This window comes from Ruegeria sp. ABV4_181 (assembly GCF_056158465.1).
Genome location: NZ_JBSWTI010000002.1, coordinates 3,184,442 through 3,203,180 on the forward strand (window position 1 = coordinate 3,184,442; position 18,739 = coordinate 3,203,180).

The 18,739-nt window shown below is 61.2% G+C and carries 18 protein-coding genes and 1 riboswitch; of the genes, 15 read left to right on the forward strand and 3 right to left on the reverse strand.

Features of this window, described 5'->3' with window-relative positions:
* Positions 1-36: 36 nt before the first annotated feature.
* Positions 37-243: riboswitch (cobalamin riboswitch) on the forward strand.
* Positions 244-279: 36 nt separating this feature from the next.
* From ACXAC3_RS15825 to ACXAC3_RS15835, 3 genes are all read left to right on the forward strand, one after another.
* Entirely contained in the window at positions 280-450 is a 171-nt protein-coding gene (locus ACXAC3_RS15825; RefSeq protein ID WP_170741109.1) for a CbtB domain-containing protein, read from the forward strand.
* Positions 451-454: 4 nt separating this feature from the next.
* Entirely contained in the window at positions 455-1,153 is a 699-nt protein-coding gene (locus ACXAC3_RS15830) for a CbtA family protein (RefSeq protein WP_475162121.1), read from the forward strand.
* Positions 1,154-1,220: 67 nt separating this feature from the next.
* The gene (locus ACXAC3_RS15835; protein WP_475162124.1) at positions 1,221-1,715 is read left to right on the forward strand and encodes a hypothetical protein; all 495 of its coding nucleotides are present in this window, start codon (positions 1,221-1,223) and stop codon (positions 1,713-1,715) included.
* Here the strand turns inward: ACXAC3_RS15835 and ACXAC3_RS15840 are convergent.
* The gene (locus ACXAC3_RS15840) at positions 1,712-2,047 is read right to left on the reverse strand and encodes a DUF1636 family protein (RefSeq protein ID WP_475163468.1); all 336 of its coding nucleotides are present in this window, start codon (positions 2,045-2,047) and stop codon (positions 1,712-1,714) included. The two genes, ACXAC3_RS15835 and ACXAC3_RS15840, sit on opposite strands and share 4 nt — an antisense overlap.
* Before the next feature lie 150 nt (positions 2,048-2,197).
* Here ACXAC3_RS15840 and ACXAC3_RS15845 point away from each other — a divergent pair, with 150 nt between their 5' ends.
* The 7 genes from ACXAC3_RS15845 (at position 2,198) to mdoH (ending at position 11,692) form a co-directional block, all read left to right on the forward strand.
* On the forward strand, positions 2,198-2,656 hold the full coding sequence (locus tag ACXAC3_RS15845; protein WP_475162127.1) for a DUF302 domain-containing protein: 459 nt from the start codon (positions 2,198-2,200) through the stop codon (positions 2,654-2,656).
* 78 nt (positions 2,657-2,734) lie between these two features.
* Positions 2,735-4,354: a thiamine pyrophosphate-binding protein gene (locus tag ACXAC3_RS15850; RefSeq protein ID WP_475162129.1), complete on the forward strand. Its 1,620-nt coding sequence runs from the start codon at positions 2,735-2,737 to the stop codon at positions 4,352-4,354.
* Positions 4,341-5,525, forward strand: coding sequence for a CaiB/BaiF CoA transferase family protein (locus tag ACXAC3_RS15855; protein WP_475162132.1), 1,185 nt, complete (start codon positions 4,341-4,343; stop codon positions 5,523-5,525). The genes ACXAC3_RS15850 and ACXAC3_RS15855 overlap by 14 nt, the downstream gene beginning before the upstream one ends.
* A 181-nt stretch (positions 5,526-5,706) precedes the next feature.
* Positions 5,707-7,077, forward strand: a complete 1,371-nt coding sequence (locus ACXAC3_RS15860) for a tetratricopeptide repeat protein (protein WP_475162134.1) — start codon at positions 5,707-5,709, stop codon at positions 7,075-7,077.
* A 33-nt stretch (positions 7,078-7,110) separates the two neighbouring features.
* Complete coding sequence (locus tag ACXAC3_RS15865; protein WP_475162137.1) at positions 7,111-8,328, forward strand: OpgC family protein; 1,218 nt, start codon at positions 7,111-7,113, stop codon at positions 8,326-8,328.
* The gene (locus tag ACXAC3_RS15870; protein ID WP_475162140.1) at positions 8,325-9,824 is read left to right on the forward strand and encodes an OpgD/OpgG family glucan biosynthesis protein; all 1,500 of its coding nucleotides are present in this window, start codon (positions 8,325-8,327) and stop codon (positions 9,822-9,824) included. The genes ACXAC3_RS15865 and ACXAC3_RS15870 overlap by 4 nt, the downstream gene beginning before the upstream one ends.
* The gene (gene mdoH / locus ACXAC3_RS15875; protein WP_475162143.1) at positions 9,821-11,692 is read left to right on the forward strand and encodes a glucans biosynthesis glucosyltransferase MdoH; all 1,872 of its coding nucleotides are present in this window, start codon (positions 9,821-9,823) and stop codon (positions 11,690-11,692) included. Before ACXAC3_RS15870 ends, mdoH begins: the two co-directional genes overlap by 4 nt.
* Here mdoH and ACXAC3_RS15880 read toward each other — a convergent pair whose 3' ends face one another.
* Both ACXAC3_RS15880 and ACXAC3_RS15885 read right to left on the reverse strand, forming a co-directional pair.
* Entirely contained in the window at positions 11,693-12,508 is an 816-nt protein-coding gene (locus tag ACXAC3_RS15880) for a CE1 family esterase (protein ID WP_475162147.1), read from the reverse strand.
* Complete coding sequence (locus tag ACXAC3_RS15885; protein WP_475162150.1) at positions 12,505-12,996, reverse strand: rhodanese-like domain-containing protein; 492 nt, start codon at positions 12,994-12,996, stop codon at positions 12,505-12,507. The genes ACXAC3_RS15880 and ACXAC3_RS15885 overlap by 4 nt, the downstream gene beginning before the upstream one ends.
* Before the next feature lie 206 nt (positions 12,997-13,202).
* On the opposite strand from ACXAC3_RS15885, the gene ACXAC3_RS15890 reads away from it, so the two are divergent.
* From ACXAC3_RS15890 to ACXAC3_RS15910, 5 genes are read left to right on the forward strand one after another with little or no spacing between them, the layout of a single operon-like run.
* Positions 13,203-16,073: a monovalent cation/H+ antiporter subunit A gene (locus ACXAC3_RS15890; protein ID WP_475162152.1), complete on the forward strand. Its 2,871-nt coding sequence runs from the start codon at positions 13,203-13,205 to the stop codon at positions 16,071-16,073.
* On the forward strand, positions 16,073-16,432 hold the full coding sequence (locus ACXAC3_RS15895; RefSeq protein ID WP_475162154.1) for a Na+/H+ antiporter subunit C: 360 nt from the start codon (positions 16,073-16,075) through the stop codon (positions 16,430-16,432). The genes ACXAC3_RS15890 and ACXAC3_RS15895 overlap by 1 nt, the downstream gene beginning before the upstream one ends.
* On the forward strand, positions 16,429-17,973 hold the full coding sequence (locus tag ACXAC3_RS15900; protein ID WP_475162155.1) for a monovalent cation/H+ antiporter subunit D: 1,545 nt from the start codon (positions 16,429-16,431) through the stop codon (positions 17,971-17,973). Before ACXAC3_RS15895 ends, ACXAC3_RS15900 begins: the two co-directional genes overlap by 4 nt.
* A complete protein-coding gene (locus ACXAC3_RS15905; RefSeq protein WP_475163471.1) occupies positions 17,973-18,470 on the forward strand; it encodes a Na+/H+ antiporter subunit E in 498 nt (165 codons plus the stop codon). Before ACXAC3_RS15900 ends, ACXAC3_RS15905 begins: the two co-directional genes overlap by 1 nt.
* A complete protein-coding gene (locus ACXAC3_RS15910) occupies positions 18,467-18,736 on the forward strand; it encodes a K+/H+ antiporter subunit F (protein WP_475162157.1) in 270 nt (89 codons plus the stop codon). Before ACXAC3_RS15905 ends, ACXAC3_RS15910 begins: the two co-directional genes overlap by 4 nt.
* Positions 18,737-18,739 lie beyond the last annotated feature (3 nt).

An 18,739-nucleotide genomic window follows, 5' to 3' on the forward strand; every position in this document is an offset into this window, starting at 1 on the left:
GGTCGTAAATGACGATTGCGCCACCGCCGCCATAACGGCTAAATGGAAACGTCTGGTCCTGCCGGAGACATCCGGATGCTAAGAGGGAATTTGGTGCGACTGCCCCGGCAGTCAATTCCAGAGCCGCCCCCGCGACTGTAAGCGGAGAGCCCCTGTTCAACCAGCCACTCCTGATTTCAGGGGGAAGGCGAACAGAGGCACCGACCCGCAAGCCAGGAGACCTGCCAGGCGAAAAACGAAACACCGGCCGTCGGGTGCGGCGGCAGAGGAGAACAAATGATGGCAACACAAACAAAAACAGCATCCGCCGCGCGCACAGGCTTCGTTCCGGTCATGTTCGCAGTGGTTCTGGGTCTGGGTATCATCACGCTGACCGGTCACGTTCAGGCCGCGGCGCTGCATGATGCGGCGCATGACGTGCGTCACGCGACCGGCTTCCCCTGCCACTGAGACCATGTTCAGTCGTATTCTGACCAGCGCGTTGTTCGCTGGTGCTGCAGCGGGGCTGATAGCCGCCTTGCTGCAGTTGGTCTTTGTGCAACCTGTTTTGCTGCACGCCGAGCTTTATGAGTCCGGTGAACTGGTGCATTTCGGGGCCGAGGCCGTTTCCGCCCATCCCGAACTGCCGGGCATGTTCTCGGAACTGACCCGTGACGCGCTGAGCGTCATCTTCACCATGCTGACCTATACCGGCTATGCGCTGGTGATGGTCGCGCTGATGTCGGTGGCCGAAGGTCAGGGACACAGGATTGATGGCCGCACCGGCGTTCTGTGGGGTCTGGCCGGATTCATCGCATTCCATCTTGCCCCCGGTTTCACGCTTGCCCCCGAAGTGCCCGGCGTAGCCGCGGCCGACGTCTATGTTCGGCAGGTCTGGTGGTTTGCAACCGTTGCAGCCGCGCTCGTCGCCCTTTGGCTGATCGCCTTTGGCGGCAACCTGATCAGCTACGCCATCGCCGCGGCCCTGCTGCTGGCCCCGCACCTGATCGGTGCCCCCGAACCGGATGTGTTCACCGGGCCGGTCCCGACCGAGATTGGCGCCCTATTCGCGGCGCGTGCCTTTGGCATCGGTCTGGTGGCCTGGGTTCTGGTCGGTGCGTTTGCCGGCTATTTCTGGCAGAGCGAAGGCAAGCGCGTCGAAGCGACGGCCTGATTATCGAACATCAAAACACACCGGGTCCCGCCCGGTGTGTTTCTTTTTGTCTTCAAGGAAATGAAAGATGGCACGCTCACTTGCCCTTTTTGCAATCGGTCTGGTGTTCGGCGGTGGTGCCGGATTCGTTCTGGCCGCGGCCAACGGCGTCACCTTTGACGGCCACGATCACGGCGACCCCGCGCACCACGGCGGCGCACATGCCGAGGCAATGGCCCATGACCATTCGACCGCCGTTAACCTTGCGGCGGGTCCGGATGCGCCCAGCGTTGCAATTGCGCTGACGCAAGATCCGATGGCCGGGTGGAACCTGCACGTCATGCCGCAGAACTTCCGGTTCTCGCCGGAAAACGCGTCGACCGCCGACAAACCCGGCGAAGGCCACGCGCATGTTTATATCGACGGGGTGAAACTGGCCCGTCTCTACGGCAACTGGATGCACATTCCCGATCTGCCGAAGGGAGAGGTCGAGGTCTCGGTCTCGCTGAACGCCAACAGCCACAGCCCGCTGTTGGTCGACAATGTGCCGGTCAGTTCGGCCGTAACCGTGCAAGTCGACTAAAGCGCCGGTATTCGTGCGCGCAAACACATCCGAAGCCGCCCGCATGGCCGGGCGTCTTCGATCCAGCCGCCAGAACTGTCCAGATAGGTTTTGCAGGTCGCTGCAATATCCTTCGCATCCGCAACGACATTGACCCCTGAAAACACGTAAGACGCCCGCTCAGTGGATTGCAGCGCCAGCGCGGTCGGTTCCGTGCAACTGCTGAAACAGGCGTGCTCGGCAACCTCTACGCGCTCCCCCAGTCCCGCCGCGTCCAGCGCGGAATGCACCGATTTGAGCTCGGCCGCGCGGTCACGCGTGCCGGCGCAACTGTTGCAGATCAATAGGCGCATCCGTTTCAAACCAAACCTCTTTTCTTGGCTCCGCCCCAGTACTGCGGCTTTCCGATGCCCGGTGCAATCCCGATTGCGCACAGGATTGTGAGTGCGCCGTGCGGCGGTTTCTGGCATCAATCGAACTGTGACATCAAGGGAGACACCATCATGCGCGCGCTCTGGGGCCTCATCTGTTTTCTGGCCCTGCCCGTCTGGGCGGACGAGCCGCTATCCGGATGGGCGGTTTTTCCGTCTGACAAAAGCTATGAAGCCCTTGTGGCGGACACAAAAGCCGCCGTAAAGGAAAACGGCCTGATCGTGGTCACGCAGGCCGGGCCGACCAAGGCCGCCGCTGCGCGCGGCATCACCATTCCGGGAAATCTGGTGATCGGGGCCTTTAACAACGATTATGCGGTGCGCGTTCTTGAAGCCTCGGTCAACGCCATGATCGAAGCACCGATCCGCTTTTACGTCACTGAAAACGACGACGGCACCGCAACCTTGTCATACAAGACCCCTAGCTTTGTCTTTGCGCCTTATACGAATGAGGGCGGCGAACCCCTGCGCGATATTGCGGCAGAACTGGATGAAAGGTTTCAGGCCGTGGCGGAATCCGCAGTCAAATAGTCACACTGACGTGAACCAGCTTGCGTCCGGGCGCGTCCTCCGCAATCTCCTGTGCAACCATTGTTTCGGAGCATCATGATGCAGGACCTGTCCCCCCGCGCGGCTGACCTTCTGACCCAACGACTTTACGAGGCTGGGTGCCGCCACGCCTTCGGCATGCCGGGCGGAGAGGTGCTGACGCTGGTCGATGCGCTGGAACAGGCCGGTATCACCTTTCATCTGACCAAGCACGAAAACGCCGCGGGATTCATGGCCGAGGCCGTGCATCACCGCGACGGCGCGCCCGCCATCCTTGTGGCCACGCTGGGGCCCGGCGCGATGAACGGGATCAACGTGGTTGCCAATGCGTTGCAGGACCGGGTGCCGATGATCGTGCTGACCGGATGTGTCGATGCGGACGAGGCGCTGACCTACACCCATCAGGTTATGGATCATGCGCAGGTCTATCGCTCGATCACCAAGGGAACCTTCACCTTGACGGCGCAGGGTGCGGATATCGTGGCGGACAAGGCCGTTTCACTGGCCAACCAACCCCGCCCCGGCCCGGTTCATATCGACGTTCCGATTTCGGTTGCGGATACGCGGGTATCCGGTGTCAAACGCCGGCGCCGTTCCAAGGTTGCCGCCGTCGCGCCCGAGGGGAATTGCGTCGAAAAGGCCCGCCGCTGGGTGGCTGAGGCCGAGCGCCCGTTTGCAATTATCGGGCTGGACGTTCTTTATGATGACTCGCGCAATGTAGTGCGCGCGTTTCTGGAGCATTTCAGCATTCCCTTCGTCACCACCTACAAGGCCAAGGGCGTCGTGCCCGAAGATCATCCCCTGTGTCTGGGGGGCGCGGGCCTGTCACCTCTGGCCGACAAGCATCTGGTGCCACTGGTCGAACAATCCGATCTGGTGTTGTGCCTGGGCTATGATCCGATCGAAATGCGGCCCGGTTGGCGGGAAATCTGGGACCCCGAGGACAAGCGCGTCATCGATATCTCAGCCGTGGTCAACGACCACTACATGCATCAGGCCGGGTTGAACCTGGTGGCCGATACCGGTGCCACGCTGGAGGCCATCGCCAAGGGCAACCCGGCCCGAAAGACATGGCCCAAAGGCGAGCCTGATCAGGTCAGGGCGGCATTGGCGCAGGATTTCCCCACAGACGAAGACTGGGGTCCGGCCGCCGTTATCGCCGAAACCCGCGCCACCCTGCCCGCCGAAACTCTGGCCACCGCCGATAGCGGGGCCCACCGCATCCTGCTGAGCCAGATGTGGGGCTGCACCGAAGAACGCGGCCTGATCCAGTCCTCGGCCCTGTGCACAATGGGTTGCGCAGTGCCCATGGCCATTGGCCTGAAGCTGGTCGAGCCGGATCGCCCGGTCATCAGCTTTTCCGGCGATGCCGGGTTCCTGATGGTGGCCGGAGAACTGTCGACCGCCGCCGAAATGGGGGGAAACACGATCTTTCTGGTCTTTGTCGATGCAAGCCTTGCCCTGATTGAATTGAAACAGCGCCAGCGCCAGATGAGCAACATGGGCGTGGATTTCGGTCATCACGACTTTGCCGCCATCGGCCGTGCATTTGGCGGCAACGGGCACACTGTTCGCAATCGAACAGAATTGCGCGCGGCTCTGAACGACGCCATGAAAGCCGATACGTTCACCGTGATTGCCGCCGAAATTGACCGCGGAGGGTATGATGGCCGGATCTGAAGGACCGCTGAAGGGCGTCAAGGTTCTGGACCTCAGCCGCATTTTGGCCGGCCCCACCTGCACGCAATTGCTGGGCGATCTGGGTGCCAGCGTCATCAAGATCGAAAACCCCGCGACCGGCGGCGATGACACCCGCCAATGGGGCCCGCCCTATGTCGCGGATGCCGAAGGCAACCGGTCCGACCTTAGCGCCTATTTCATGTCGGCCAACCGCAACAAGAAATCCGTCGCCATTGATATCACGACCGCGGAAGGTCAGGCAGAGATCCGGCGTCTGGCCTCGCATGCCGATATTCTGATCGAAAACTTCAAACCCGGCGGGCTTGCGAAATACGGGCTGGATTATAGGACCCTTTCGCCGGCATTTCCCAGCCTGGTCTACTGCTCGATCTCGGGCTACGGCCAGACCGGACCCAATGCCGCGAAACCGGGATACGATCTGATGGCGCAGGGTTACGGCGGGATCATGTCGCTGACCGGTGACCCGGATGGCGCGCCAATGAAAGTGGGCGTGGGCATCGCCGATGTGATGTGCGGAATGTACGCGGCCGTGGGCATTCTTGCCGCGCTGCGCCACCGGGACCAGACCGGCGAGGGCCAGCAGATCGATCTGGCGCTGGTGGATGCCCAGGTCGCCTGGCTGATCAACGAAGGCGTCAACTACCTGACTTCGGGCCACGTGCCCCAGCGGCGCGGCAACGGGCACCCCAATATCGTACCCTACGAAGTTTATGAAACGGCGGATGGCCATGTCATTCTGGCGGTTGGCAATGACAGCCAGTTCCGGCGCTTCTGCGACTTTATCGGGCATCCCGAACTGGCGGATGATCCGCGATTTGCCACCAACCCCGCCCGCCTTGAACACCGCGACGCCCTGAACACGGTGCTGCGCCCGGCGATGCAGACGCTGGATACCACCACTGTCATTGACGGGCTTGAAAGCCGCAAGGTCCCGGTCGGTCCGGTGCAATCCATGGATCAGGTATTCGCCACCGATCAGGTCGCCGCGCGGCAGATGCAGATCACGATGCAGGCGCAGCCCGGTGCGGTCCAGTTGATCGGAAACCCCCTGAAACTGTCGCGCACACCTGTAACATATCGTGCGGCGCCACCCGTTTTCGGGGCCGACACCGAGGCCGTTCTTGGCGCTGACAACCCGTTCGACGATTGAAACACTGTGCCTGATTAGGCGGCATGTTGCTGAAACATGCCGTTGAATCGGCGATTTTTTTCACGTTTTGCGCACACAGGTTTTCACCAATTCGAGAGCAGGGCCGATACTGATACGACCCTGCGGGAGTCTCTGCTAAGTCGAATATAGTAGAAAATCTAAGTTGGATTGGACCCCGCGCATGAAACAAGACGTTTTTGGACAAATGAACACCCTCAGCCAGCCCGCAAGTGTCGAGGCGTGGGATGGTGTTCTGCTTGGGTTCATGGCGCATGCCGCGATCACACCTCAGCATCTGGGTACCGTGCTTGAGCTTGAGCCCGATTTTGCGCTGGGCCACGCGGTCAAGGGCCTGTTCATGGTCCTGCTGGGGCGGCGCGAAATGATGTCGGTCGCGGTCGAAGCTTTGTCGGCGGCCAATGCCGCGATGGAACGGCAACCGGTATCCCCGCGCGAGCGTTTGTATGTCGAGGCATTGGGTCTCTACCTTGCCGACCTGCCGTCACAGGCGATCCAGAAGTTCGAGGAAATCCTGCGCGCTCATCCGCAGGACACGCTGGCAATGAAACTCAGCCACGCCACGCGCTTTGTGCTGGGCGATGCGCAGGGCATGCGGCGGTCGATCGAACGGGTTCTGCCTGCCTATGCACCAGACCATGCGGGGCGCGGTTATCTGCTGGGATGCCACTCTTTCGCGCTGGAGGAAACCGGCGCGTATGAAAAGGCCGAGATTGCCGGTCGTCAGGCACTGTGGATGGTGTCGGACGATGCCTGGGGCCTGCATGCCGTGGCGCATGTGCACGAGATGACCGGGAACGCCCAGATGGGGCTGGACTGGCTGGCCGGGCGCGAGGACGCCTGGGCGCATTGCAACAATTTCCGTTACCACGTCTGGTGGCACAAAGCGCTGATGCATCTGGATCTGGGCCAGATCGATCAGGTGATGGAACTGTATGACCAGTATATCCGTCAGGACAAAACCGACGATTACCGCGATATCTCGAACGCGACCTCGCTGCTGTCGCGGCTTGAACTGGAAGGCGTCGAAGTAGGCAACCGCTGGGAAGAATTGGCCGATCTCAGCGCCGCGCGAACCGAGGACGGGTGCCTGATCTTCGCCGATCTTCACTATCTGCTGGCGTTGACCGGCGACAACCGGACCAACGCAACCGGCAAAATGCTGCAGCGTATTCAGAAGGATGCGCAACGCAATCAAGGGGACACTCCGATCCGCATGTCCGATCCGGGCGTTGCGGCGGCCAAAGGGCTTGAGGCCTTTGGCGAAGGCCTGTACGGCGCGGCATTCGATTTTTTGTCAACCGCGCGCGGGTCCATGCAACTGGCAGGGGGCAGCCACGCCCAGCGTGATGTATTCGAGCGCATCACCATTGATTCCGGCCTGCGCGCCGGCCGTCTGGACGCTGTCGAGCGTATTCTGGATGACCGCCGCGCCAAACGGGCCGGAGGCGAGGACAATTACGCCTTGGCGCGCCGCGCATTGATTGACGCGGCCCGCGACGACGGAGACGCACAAAGCGTTCCGGCAGAATAAAAAATAATAAAGACCAAGAAGGACAGAAAACGTATGGCGACTGCATCGCCCGCTTCTGATTTTGCGCCGGTGGCGGCTTCGGCGGCCACCTCTGCAGGTACGCGCGACCCGCGGCTGGATTTTTACCGCGGTATCGCGATGTTCATCATCCTGATCGCGCATATTCCGAACGATCCCTGGGCCAAATGGATTCCCGCCCGGTTCGGGTTTTCCGACGCCACCGAGATTTTCGTTTTCTGCTCGGGCATGGCCTCGGCCATCGCCTTTGGCGGCGCATTCGCGCGCAAAGGCTGGTGGATGGGCACCGCCCGCGTCGCCTTCCGCATCTGGCAGGTCTACTGGGCGCATATCTGTCTGTTCTTCTTTGTGGCCATGAGCATGGCGGCGCTGGATCAGACCGGGTTGTTCGAGAAAACCTATGTCTCGTCCCTGAACCTGCAGCATTTCTTCAATGATCCCGCGCCGCAGATCATTGGGATGTTCACGCTGACCTACGTGCCGAACTATTTTGACATCCTGCCGATGTATCTGGTGGTTCTGGCGATGATGCCGCTGTTCATGGGCCTGTCCCGGATCGGGTTCTGGGCCGTTGCGGCAACGTCGGTCGCGATCTGGCTGGTGGCTCAATTCGATTACCTTGATCTTCCCGCCGAGCCGTGGTCGGAGCGTCAATGGTTCTTCAACCCGTTTGGCTGGCAATTGCTGTTTTTCACTGGCTTTGCCTTCATGCGCGGCTGGATACCGGCCCCTCCGGTGTCGAAAACGCTGATCTGGGCGGCGGCGCTGTTTCTGATCCTGTCCATGCCTTTCGGGTCGTGGAAAGTGTTCACCTGGATCAACGCCGCTGCGCCTGATCTGGCCGGTGAAATCCGCAAGGTCTGGCCGGTGACGAAGGAATTCCGCGACAAGACAGATTTCGGCCTGTTCCGCTATCTGCACTTTCTGTCGCTGGCCTATTTGGGCTGGGTCGTCGCGGGTGAGCATGGCCACAGGCTGATCGCAACGGGGCATGGCGCGGCGGCACGTGTCTGGCAGTTCCTGCTGACGGTGATCACCAAGGTGGGGCAGCAATCGCTGGCGGTATTCGTATTTTCCATGGCAGCAGCACGGCTTATCGGCGTCGGGCTTGACCTCTCTGGGCGGGATGTTGCCAGTGTTTTCGTCGCCAACATGATTGGCTTTGCCATGATCATCGGTGTGGCCTATTTGGCCGCCTGGTTCAAATCACACCCCTGGAAGTCGAAGAAATGAACTTTACGCGCCGCGCATTCCTAGCCTCAACCTCGGCACTGGCCTTCGCTCCGGCGACATTTGCCACAGGTGGCGAGGTTCCGTTTGACCGCAACGACGTCATAGCGCTGGCGCGTGATCTGGCCAGCCGTCCCTTTGCCGAGCGCGAAATGGTGCCGCAGGAATGGCAGGACCTGACTTATCAGCAATACCGCTCGATCCGGTTCCGTCTGGACCGCGCGCTTTGGTACGAGACCGAGACGCCCTTCAACGTCGATTTCTTCACCCCCGGCCTGTATTTCCCCCGCACGGTCAAAGTGTCGACAGTTGAAAACGGAATGACCAAACCCGTGGCCTTTGATCTGGCGATGTTCGACAAGTCCGAAGATGTACCCGAACTGCCGATCGACGACACGCTGGGTTTTTCCGGCCTGCGCCTGCGCACCGAGATGCATCGCCCCGGCAAGACCGATGAGTTCTGCGTCTGGCAGGGTGCCAGCTATTTCCGTGCCATCGGCCTGCATGAGGTGTATGGCCTGTCCGCCCGGGGCCTTGCCCTGAAGACCGGCGATCCGGACGGCGAAGAATTCCCGGAATTCATCCGCTTTTGGCTGGAACGTCCGGAACCAGGCCAGCGCAACATGGTGGTCCACGCCCTGATGGACAGCCCGAGTGTCACCGGAGCATACCGGTTCAACGTCACCGCCGGGGCCGATTGTGTGATGGATATCGAGGCGACGCTGTTCCCGCGCGAAGAGTTGACCCATGTGGGGATCGCCCCGGGAACGTCGATGTTCCTGTTCGATCAGACCAACCACAGCCGGTTCGACGATTTCCGCCCCGCTGTGCATGACAGCGACGGATTGATGATCCGCAATGGCGCGGGCGAGGTTCTGTGGCGACCGCTGGCCAACCCGACACGGCTGCAGATTTCGTCCTTTGTCGATATGAACCCGCGCGGATTTGGACTGATGCAGCGGAAACGCGAATTCTCGGACTATGCCGACCTTGAGGCGAATTACCACAAACGCCCGGGCCTTTGGGTCGAACCCAATGGCGATTGGGGAAAAGGCACCGTCACGCTGGTCGAAATTCCGGCCGATCAGGAGATCTATGACAATATCGTCGCCTATTGGCGCCCGATGGAACCTTACGCGGCGGGCAGTCAGGTCGATCTGTCCTACCGTCTGATCTGGGGTGATGAACCGCAGCGCACGCCCATGCCGCGCATCATCAACACGGCAATGGGAGAAAATACTTTTGGCGAGGGACGTCTTGCCGTCATCGACTTCGAAGCCAGCGAACTGTTCGAAGACCCCGAGGCGATGACCGTCTTCGTGGATTCCCCGCACGCCGACACATCCGATGGCGTCCTGCAACGCAACCCGGACACCGGCGGGCTGCGCCTGGCATTCTCATTCGAGCCGGGCGACCGGAACCATGTTGAACTGCGCGCGCAGTTGCTGAAGGACAAACAGCCGGCCTCAGAGGTCTGGCTTTACCGTTGGACCACATGAGCCGGGATCTTCATATCATGCCACCCGAGGCGCCCCTGGCCATGCCCGCGCAGGATTTCAGCGCGGGGTTCCGGGATGCGCAGGTGCCACAGGCGGGCAGGCCCGCTTCGGCCGGGTTCTGGCGCGCGCTGGCGTTTTCACCCGCGATGGCCGCGACGCTGGGTCTGCTCTGGGTCATGAGCGACTGGTTCGGGGCCGAGGGAATCAACCTGATCGAAGGTATCCTGCTGGCGCTGATCTCGTTCAACTTTTTCTGGATTTCCTTCACGGTCTGCACCGTGTTGCTGGGCATGGTGTCCCTGTCGCGGCAGGAAGCGCCGAAGCGCGACACCCGACCACAGCCCTTGCGCGTGGCCCTGCTGATGCCGGTCTACAACGAGGTGCCGTGGAACGTGCTGGGCAATGCCCGCTCGATGCTTGAGGACTTGCGCACGCGGGGCGGACAGCACCAATATGCCATGTTCATCCTGTCCGACACCCGTGACCCAGAGATCGCGGCGCAGGAACAGGCCAGTATCGAGGCGCTGCGCACCACCCTCGCCCCCGGGCTGGACCTGTATTACCGCCGCCGCGCACAGAATACGGACCGCAAAGTTGGAAATATTGCAGACTGGGTCAGCCGTTGGGGTGCGGATTGGGATGCGATGCTGGTACTGGATGCCGACAGCCTGATGACCGGCCGCGCCATCGCGCGCCTGACCGACGCGCTGGCGCGCGATCCCGGGGCGGGCCTGATCCAGAGCTATCCGCAACTGATCGGCGCGCAGTCGGTCTTTGCCCGGATGCAACAGTTTGCCAACGGTGTCTACGGCATCGCTTTTGCCGAAGGTCTGGCGCGCTGGTGCGGGCAGGAAGGCAATTACTGGGGCCACAACGCCATCATCCGAACGCGGGCTTTCGCCAGTAGTGCCGGTCTGCCAAAACTGCGGGCTTATAATGGTCAGGAAAAGCTGATCATGAGCCACGATTTCGTCGAGGCCGGCCTGATGCGTCGCGCGGGATGGGCTGTGCGGTTCCTGCCGCGCATTCGCGGATCGTATGAGGAAACCCCACCCACGCTGATCGACCACGCCCTGCGGGACCGGCGCTGGTGTCAGGGCAACCTGCAGCACCTGAAACTGCTGGGTTCGACAGGTTTTCGCGCTGTGTCGCGGTTCCACATGTTCCATGGCGCCGTCGGGTACCTGATGTCGCCGCTATGGTTCGCCCTGCTGGTGATGTGGGCGCTGATCGGTCAGGGCGAGGACGCCTCGGTCCTGCATTATTTCAGCCCCGACAACCCGCTGTTTCCGCAATGGCCCGAGATGTCGGAAACCCGCCATGTGCTGATCATTCTGGTGATGTACGCGATGCTGCTTGCCCCCAAGGTGCTGGGTGTTCTGGCCCTGCCCCTCAGCGGGGTGCGCTATGCGGAATTCGGCGGCGGTTTGAAATTCCTGACGTCTTTTCTGGCCGAGGTGATCCTGTCGATCCTCTATGCGCCGATCCTGATGGTGCAGCAGATGATCGCGGTGTTCCGCACCGCTCTGGGCGTACAAAGGGGCTGGTCCCCTCAGGCGCGCGACGGCGGCAGCTACGGCCTGCGAACGCTGATCCTGTGCCACATGCTGGAAACCGTCAGCGGTTTCGCGTTGAGCGCGGGCATCATGTCCGGCCTTGTGTCGATCTGGCTGGCGCCGATTGCCGTCAGTCTGGCCTTAGCGATCCCGCTGTCGGCGCTCAGCGGTGTGTCAGCCGGGGCCGCGCGACGTATGGTCGGGATGAAAGAGGATTTTCATGAGCCCGCCATCACCCGTTCAGCCCGGCGTCACCGGAGCGAGCTGAAGCGGGTGATCGAAGGCAAAGGCATCATGACCCCGGCCGAGTGATCAGCCACCCGGCAACCCCTCGTACCAATCCACCATCATGTCCGCCCAGCCATTGGGAACGTTGTGCCCACCGGGAAACAGCGCGAATTCCAACGCGCCACCTTCGGCGCAGGTCGTCCACCTGCGGCGCAGGAACTGGTCCGTGGTGCTGAACCCGGTGGGCTTGTGATCGGCACATCCGTTAGCCACGCGCCAGATTTCCAGCCCGGCATAGATATCCCCTTGCTGAAAGCGGCCGCCGCCCAGCAATCGCCCCTCCAGCGGCACCACATTGTCAGTCCAGCCATGGGTGTGGAACATGCGCACCGGCCCGTCGCAGGACACAGGGTGCGGGCGCCAGAAGCCGCCTGAAACCGGCGCATAGGCCGAAAACGTGTCCGGTGCCGCACAGGCGAGGTAATAGACCATGAATGCGCCTGCGGAAAACCCACCCAGAACAACGCGATCCGCATCGACGCCAAACCGGTCCGAGGCATCCCGAACCACCTCGGTCAGAAAGGCGGTTTCATCCCGCCCTTCCCATCCGGGAAAGAAATTCCAGCTTTGACGACCGTTGCGCTCTGATCCTTCCGGAGCCATCACCGCATAGCCGCGCGCCAGCAAAGGCTCGACCATGCCCCGGTTCTTCATCGTTCCGGTGGCCGTGCCGCCATAGCCATGCAGGAACACGACCATCGGCGGGTTCTCGGCGGTGGGCAGTTCTATGTGGTAACCGCCTGACGCAGTTTCGCACATGCCCTCCTGATCGGCGCATGCGGCAAAACCGGCCTGCCCGATCAATGCGAAACCGGTGGCCAGGGTTAGTGTTCGGATCATTCCGCTCTCCCGTTGAATTTCTGTATCGGCAATCCCGCGCGCACCCATCCGGGACCTGCGGCCGAGCCCAGCATGCCTTCGGGCACGTCGATGACTTGGGTAAAGCCGGCCTCGGTCAGCTGGTTGCTCAACCGAGCCGAACGTACCCCGCGTGCGCAGATCAACGCAACCGGAGCGGCGCGGTTTCCGCCGGTGAGTTGTTCCAGCGCCGCTGTGAAGTCGTCGCGGCGCATATCCAGCGGCTGCGCGCCTTGGCCAATTCCAGTGGCCTGCCACTCTTTGGGGGTGCGGATATCTATCAACACGACCTGACCGGACAAGGCCTGTTGATGCGCGTCGTCGACGCTTAGCTGTCCGCCCGCGTAAACCGGTGGAATCAGGCGGTATTGACGGATCGCGAATCCGCCCGCCACAACAGCGGCGCCACCCAACAGAACCCACCGACGCGTTCGGTTCACTTTGTTCGACACGCTGCACTCTCCTGACATGCTGCGGTGCTTTTACCACATTCCACGTTTCAATTCCGCGCCGAATTTTGCGCCGCGGATCAAGTTCGCGTCATTATTTCGCACCGTAATACGGCCCTGTCCAATCGTCATGGAACCAACCGGCAAACTTGCAATAGCTGGACAGTTTGAAAATTATCCTTACAAAATCAATACCACTTTTGACCGCCCAGACCGGAGTATCGCACTTGTCCCTATTCCTCATCGCGGCCCTTCCCTTTCTCGGAGCTGTATTCCCAGCCCTTCTGATCCGGGCGGGACGAAACGCAGCAGCCTCGGCGGCAGGTCTGACCACCTTCCTGGCGTTGATGGGGCTTTTGATCCACATCCCCTCGGTCATGCGCGGAGATGTGGTGACGGCGCGGTTCGACTGGATACCGGGCCTGGGCCTGAACGCGAATTTCATGCTGGACGGGCTTGGGTTTCTGTTTGCCCTGCTGATCCTGGGTATCGGGTTGCTGATCATCCTTTACGCGCGGTTCTATCTGTCGCGCGAGGACCCGATGGGGCAGTTCTATTCCTATCTGCTGCTGTTTCAGGGCGCGATGGTCGGGATCGTACTGTCCGACAACGTCCTTCTTCTGCTTATTTTCTGGGAGCTTACGTCGCTAAGTTCATTCCTGTTGATCGGGTATTGGAAACACCTGCCCGCCGGGCGGCAGGGCGCGCGAATGGCGCTTGCCGTGACCGGTTCGGGCGGATTGGCGATGATCGCCGGTATGCTGATTTTGGGCAATATCGTGGGGTCTTATGACCTGAGCGTCATTCTGCAGAACAAAGAGCTGATCCAGGCCTCACCCTATTACATGCCGGCATTGATCCTGATCCTGTTGGGTTGCTTCACCAAATCGGCACAGTTCCCGTTCCATTTCTGGCTGCCGCACGCGATGGCCGCACCAACGCCGGTCTCGGCCTATCTGCACTCTGCCACGATGGTGAAAGCCGGGCTTTTCCTGATGGCGCGGATGTGGCCGGTTCTGGCGGGAACCGATGCGTGGTTCTATATCGTTGCAACCACGGGTCTTGTGACGATGCTGATCGGTGCCTGCATCGCGCTGTTCAAGGACGACCTGAAGGCATTGCTGGCATTTTCCACCGTCTCGCATCTGGGTCTGGTGACGATGCTTTTAGGCTTTGGTACCAAAATCGCCGCCGTGGCCGCCATTTTCCACATCATCAACCACGCGACCTTCAAGGCCGCGCTGTTCATGACCGCCGGGATCGTGGATCACGAAACCGGCACGCGCGACGTCAAGCGACTGGGCGGATTGCGACATCTGATGCCGATCACGTTTACCATCGGCACGATTGCGGCGCTTTCCATGGCGGGCCTGCCGCCACTGAACGGCTTTTTGTCGAAAGAGATGATGCTGGAGGAGACCGTTCACACAACATGGTTGAATTCGCATTATCTGGTGCCCGGTCTGGCCCTACTGGCGGCGCTCTTTTCGGCGGCGTATTCCTTTCGCTTTGTCAGCCACGTTTTCCTTGGCCCGCAGCGCACCGATTATCCCCATCACCCGCATGACCCGCCAGTCGGGCTGTGGCTGGCGCCGGCCTTCCTTGTCGTGCTGGTCGTACTGATCGGCCTTTATTCCGCCGCGCTTGTTGGACCATTGGTCGCAGTCGTATCCAGTGCCGTCATCGGCGGGGAAAAGCTCCCGTATTATTCGCTGAAACTGTGGCACGGCTTTACGCCTGCGCTTTACATGTCGGTCGTGGCCACGCTGGGCGGGCTTTTCCTGCTGGCCCTGCATCGCCGGGGCGAGCTGGTATGGAACGCCCTGCCCAGACCCGAAGCCAAGGTCATTTTCGACGCCGTGATCGGCGCGCTGACAACGCTGAGCCGCTGGATCACCGACACGCTGCATAATGGCGTCATCAGCCGCTATGCGATCATCATGGTCGCGTTCACCGTGGGGCTGGGATATTACGCCTACACCACAGGCTCTATCGGTCTGGAAACGCGGGCGCCGCTGCCTGCCCCGGTCATTCCGATCATCGGCTGGATTTGCCTTGTCGGTGCGACGCTGGCGATCATGTGGTTCCACAGGAACCGCCTGTTGTCGCTGGTGCTGATCGGTGTTGTTGGCCTGATCGTCTCGATGGCGTTCAACTACCTGTCGGCCCCGGATCTGGCCCTGACGCAGATCTCGGTCGAGGTGGTGACGATGATCCTGTTGTTGCTGTCGCTGAACTTTCTGCCCACGGATACGCCGTGGGACAGCAGCGCGGCGCGGCGCTGGCGGGATGCGGCGATATCGGTCGTGGCCGGCATCGGTTCGGGCGCTCTGATCTACGCGCTGATGATGCGGGACTTTGCCTTTCCGACCATCTCGGATTTCCATCTGGCCAATTCGTACAAGGGCGGTGGCGGCACCAACGTGGTCAACGTGATCCTGGTGGACTTCCGGGGTTTTGATACCTTTGGCGAGATCATCGTGCTGGGCATCGCCGCCCTGATCATCTTTGCCCTGACCGAATCCGTGCTGAGTTCGAACGTCCGCGGCTATCTGCTGAACCGCAAGCCGCACTGGCCCCAATCGGGCGATTCACACCCGTTGATGATGGTGGTGGCGACCCGCGTGATGATGCCGATCGCGCTGATGGTCGGGGCCTATATCTTTTTCCGGGGCCACAACCAGCCGGGCGGCGGGTTCATCGCCGGGCTGATCGTCGCGATTGCGTTCCTGATGCAGTACATGGCCAGCGGCTATACCTGGGCCATAGAACGGCAGAGGTTCTATTACCACGGGACCATCGGCTGGGGCGTTCTGATCGCTGCCGCAACCGGGATCGGGGCCTGGTTCAACGAACGCCCGTTCCTGACCAGCGATTTCGGATATATCCACTGGCCACCTCTGGAAGAGTTTGAATGGGCCACAGCAATCCTGTTCGATACAGGCGTGTTCCTTGCGGTTCTGGGCGCGGTGATGCTGGCGCTGGACAGCCTGTCGCGGTTCGCGTGGCAGCCGGGTATGGCACAGGAATTCCCGATGGATATCAACCCGCTGCGGGATGATCCCTCGGACCAAGACCAAGAGAAGGAGCAGGCCTGATGGAAGCGCTCGTAGCCTCCGCCGTAGGCGTCATGACCGCAGCCGGGATTTTCCTGATCCTGCGCCGCCGGACATTTCCCGTCATTCTGGGCCTGTCCCTGATCACCTATGCCGTCAACGTGTTCCTGTTCGCCACGGGGCGTCTGGCGCTGGACGCGCCCGCCGTGCTGAACAAATACGAAGAGGTGACCTATACCGACCCGCTGCCGCAGGCGCTGGTGCTGACGGCCATCGTGATCTCGTTCGGGATGACGGCGGTGATCGTAATGATCGCGCTCAGTGCGTACCTGTCGTCGAAGGATGACCATATCGACATGACCGCGCAGGACAGCGTGGACGCGGCAGGAGAAGACGCATGAACCACTGGATCGTTGCGCCGATCGTCCTGCCCGCGATCCTGGCTCCGTTCATCATCATGGTCCTGCGCTATCACCTGGACCTGCAGCGCATCTTCTCGGTCGCCGGTGTCGTAGGTCTGCTGGGCATCGCGCTGACGGTTACGGCACAGGCTGCCGGCGGTGAAATCCAGGTATATGAACTGGGCGACTGGCCGGCACCCTTTGGCATCGTTCTGGTGCTGGATCGCCTGTCGGCGATGATGGTGCTGCTGACCGCCCTGCTGGCCCTGCCCATCGTGCTTTACGCCATCGCGTCAGGATGGGATGACAGGGGCAAGCATTTCCACGCCCTGTTCCATTTCCAGCTTATGGGCGTCTGCGGTGCCTTCCTGACCGGCGATGCCTTTAACCTCTTCGTGTTTTTCGAGGTGTTGCTGATCGCCTCATATGGTCTGATGACACATGCAGGCGGTTCCGTACGGCTTAAGGCCGGTGTGCAATATGTGGTGTACAACCTGCTGGGCTCGACCCTGTTCCTGTTTGCCCTCGGCACGCTTTATGCCGTGACCGGCACGTTGAACATGGCGGATATGGCTGTGCGTGTGGCGGAACTGCCGGCTGAGGATACCGCGCTGTTGCGCGTGGGGGCCGTGCTGCTGCTGCTGGTGTTCTGCATCAAGGCGGCCGTGCTGCCCCTGCATTTCTGGCTGCCGGCCAGCTATGCCAATGCCCCCCTTCCCGTGGCGGCACTGTTCGCGATTATGACCAAGGTGGGGGCCTACTCGATCCTGCGGATGTACACGCTGACCTTCGGGCCTGACCTTGCGGCGACGCAGGGTCTTGTCGGCGCATGGCTGCAACCTGCGGCGCTGGTGACGCTGGCGATTGGAGCGATCGGCATTCTGGGGGCACAGCACATCGCGCGGATGGTCGCCTTCTGCGCCATCACGTCCATGGGCACGCTGCTGATCGCGATATCGCTGTTCACCGAGACCGCAACCGCTGCCGCGCTTTACTATATCTATCACTCGACGCTGGCGACGGCGCTGATGTTTCTGGTGGCCGACCTTGTGATGGAACGCCGCGGTGGCGCGATTGTGCCCAAGGTGCCAATGCCGCAGAGCGGGTTGATCTCGGCGCTGTTCTTTGTGGGGGCCATCGCGCTGGCCGGTATGCCGCCGCTTTCGGGGTTTGTCGGCAAGCTGCTGGTGCTGGACGCAGCGCGCGACGCGCCGGACGCAAACGCGATCTGGGCCGTGATCCTGATCGGGTCTTTTGTCACCATTGTCGGGCTTGCGCGCGCGGGCTCTCTGATCTTCTGGAAAAGCCACCACGCCGGGCAAGCCCCTGAACAGGCCCCGGAAGACGAGGACGAGGTTGCCGCCCTGCCCGCGCCCGAGCCGCAACCCGGCCTGGCTTTCACCGCCGTCTTTGGCGCGGTTTTGGGTCTTGTGATGCTGACGCTATTTGCAGGCCCAGCCCTGTCTTATGCCGAAAAAACGGCCCAGCAGTTGTTTACGCCCCAAACCTATATTTCGGCCGTCCTGGGAGGAGAAGAATGATGAGACTTCTGCACCGGATATTCCCCCACCCCCATCTGACATTTCTGCTGACGGTGGTGTGGATATTGCTGGCGAATGAACCGTCGCTGAACTCGCTGGTATTTGGCCTGATCCTGGGGATCATCATCCCGTTCATCACGCAACCCTACTGGCCCGACCGCCCCCGGTTGCGGAACTGGCCGATGGTGGTGGAATACATGCTGGTGGTGCTGTGGGATATCGTGATGGCCAATATCACGGTCGCGCGGATCATCCTGTTCAAGCGCGATTCCGACAGGCAGCCGAACTGGATCTGCGTCCCGCTGGAACTGCGCACCCCCGAGGCGATCACGGTATTGGCCGGAACCATCACCATGACACCCGGCACGGTCAGTTGCGATCTGTCGGCGCAGGGCCACAACCTGTTGGTTCACTGCCTGGATGCTCCCGACCCCGACGCCGTGCGCGACCAGATCAAGCACCGCTATGAACGCCGCCTGAAGGAGATTTTCGAATGATCACCTTAGCGATTTATTTTGCCTTCGCCTGTTTCGGTGCCGCCATCATGATGTGCCTTTGGCGCATCATCACCGCCGATGGCGTCGGCACGCGTGTACTGGCGCTCGACACGATGGTCATCAACACCATCGCCCTGATGATCCTTTACGGTCTGGCGTTGGAGACCGAGATCTTTTTCGAAGCCGCGATGATCATTGCCATGCTGGGCTTCGTCTCAACCGTGGCCTATGCGCGCTTCATGTTGCGCGGCAACATTATCGAGTGAGGG

What these genes read in the sequence shown, in the direction of transcription:
- ACXAC3_RS15910 (WP_475162157.1), top strand. Translation starts at nt 18,467, where the DNA reads ATGATCACCTTAGCGATTTATTTTGCCTTCGCCTGTTTCGGTGCCGCC.
- mdoH (WP_475162143.1), top strand. Translation starts at nt 9,821, where the DNA reads ATGAGCCGGGATCTTCATATCATGCCACCCGAGGCGCCCCTGGCCATG.
- ACXAC3_RS15880 (WP_475162147.1), bottom strand. Translation starts at nt 12,508, where the DNA reads ATGATCCGAACACTAACCCTGGCCACCGGTTTCGCATTGATCGGGCAG.
- ACXAC3_RS15850 (WP_475162129.1), top strand. Translation starts at nt 2,735, where the DNA reads ATGCAGGACCTGTCCCCCCGCGCGGCTGACCTTCTGACCCAACGACTT.
- ACXAC3_RS15900 (WP_475162155.1), top strand. Translation starts at nt 16,429, where the DNA reads ATGAACCACTGGATCGTTGCGCCGATCGTCCTGCCCGCGATCCTGGCT.
- ACXAC3_RS15860 (WP_475162134.1), top strand. Translation starts at nt 5,707, where the DNA reads ATGAAACAAGACGTTTTTGGACAAATGAACACCCTCAGCCAGCCCGCA.
- ACXAC3_RS15845 (WP_475162127.1), top strand. Translation starts at nt 2,198, where the DNA reads ATGCGCGCGCTCTGGGGCCTCATCTGTTTTCTGGCCCTGCCCGTCTGG.
- ACXAC3_RS15830 (WP_475162121.1), top strand. Translation starts at nt 455, where the DNA reads ATGTTCAGTCGTATTCTGACCAGCGCGTTGTTCGCTGGTGCTGCAGCG.
- ACXAC3_RS15870 (WP_475162140.1), top strand. Translation starts at nt 8,325, where the DNA reads ATGAACTTTACGCGCCGCGCATTCCTAGCCTCAACCTCGGCACTGGCC.
- ACXAC3_RS15835 (WP_475162124.1), top strand. Translation starts at nt 1,221, where the DNA reads ATGGCACGCTCACTTGCCCTTTTTGCAATCGGTCTGGTGTTCGGCGGT.
- ACXAC3_RS15885 (WP_475162150.1), bottom strand. Translation starts at nt 12,996, where the DNA reads ATGTCAGGAGAGTGCAGCGTGTCGAACAAAGTGAACCGAACGCGTCGG.
- ACXAC3_RS15895 (WP_475162154.1), top strand. Translation starts at nt 16,073, where the DNA reads ATGGAAGCGCTCGTAGCCTCCGCCGTAGGCGTCATGACCGCAGCCGGG.
- ACXAC3_RS15840 (WP_475163468.1), bottom strand. Translation starts at nt 2,047, where the DNA reads ATGCGCCTATTGATCTGCAACAGTTGCGCCGGCACGCGTGACCGCGCG.
- ACXAC3_RS15865 (WP_475162137.1), top strand. Translation starts at nt 7,111, where the DNA reads ATGGCGACTGCATCGCCCGCTTCTGATTTTGCGCCGGTGGCGGCTTCG.
- ACXAC3_RS15905 (WP_475163471.1), top strand. Translation starts at nt 17,973, where the DNA reads ATGAGACTTCTGCACCGGATATTCCCCCACCCCCATCTGACATTTCTG.
- ACXAC3_RS15855 (WP_475162132.1), top strand. Translation starts at nt 4,341, where the DNA reads ATGGCCGGATCTGAAGGACCGCTGAAGGGCGTCAAGGTTCTGGACCTC.
- ACXAC3_RS15825 (WP_170741109.1), top strand. Translation starts at nt 280, where the DNA reads ATGGCAACACAAACAAAAACAGCATCCGCCGCGCGCACAGGCTTCGTT.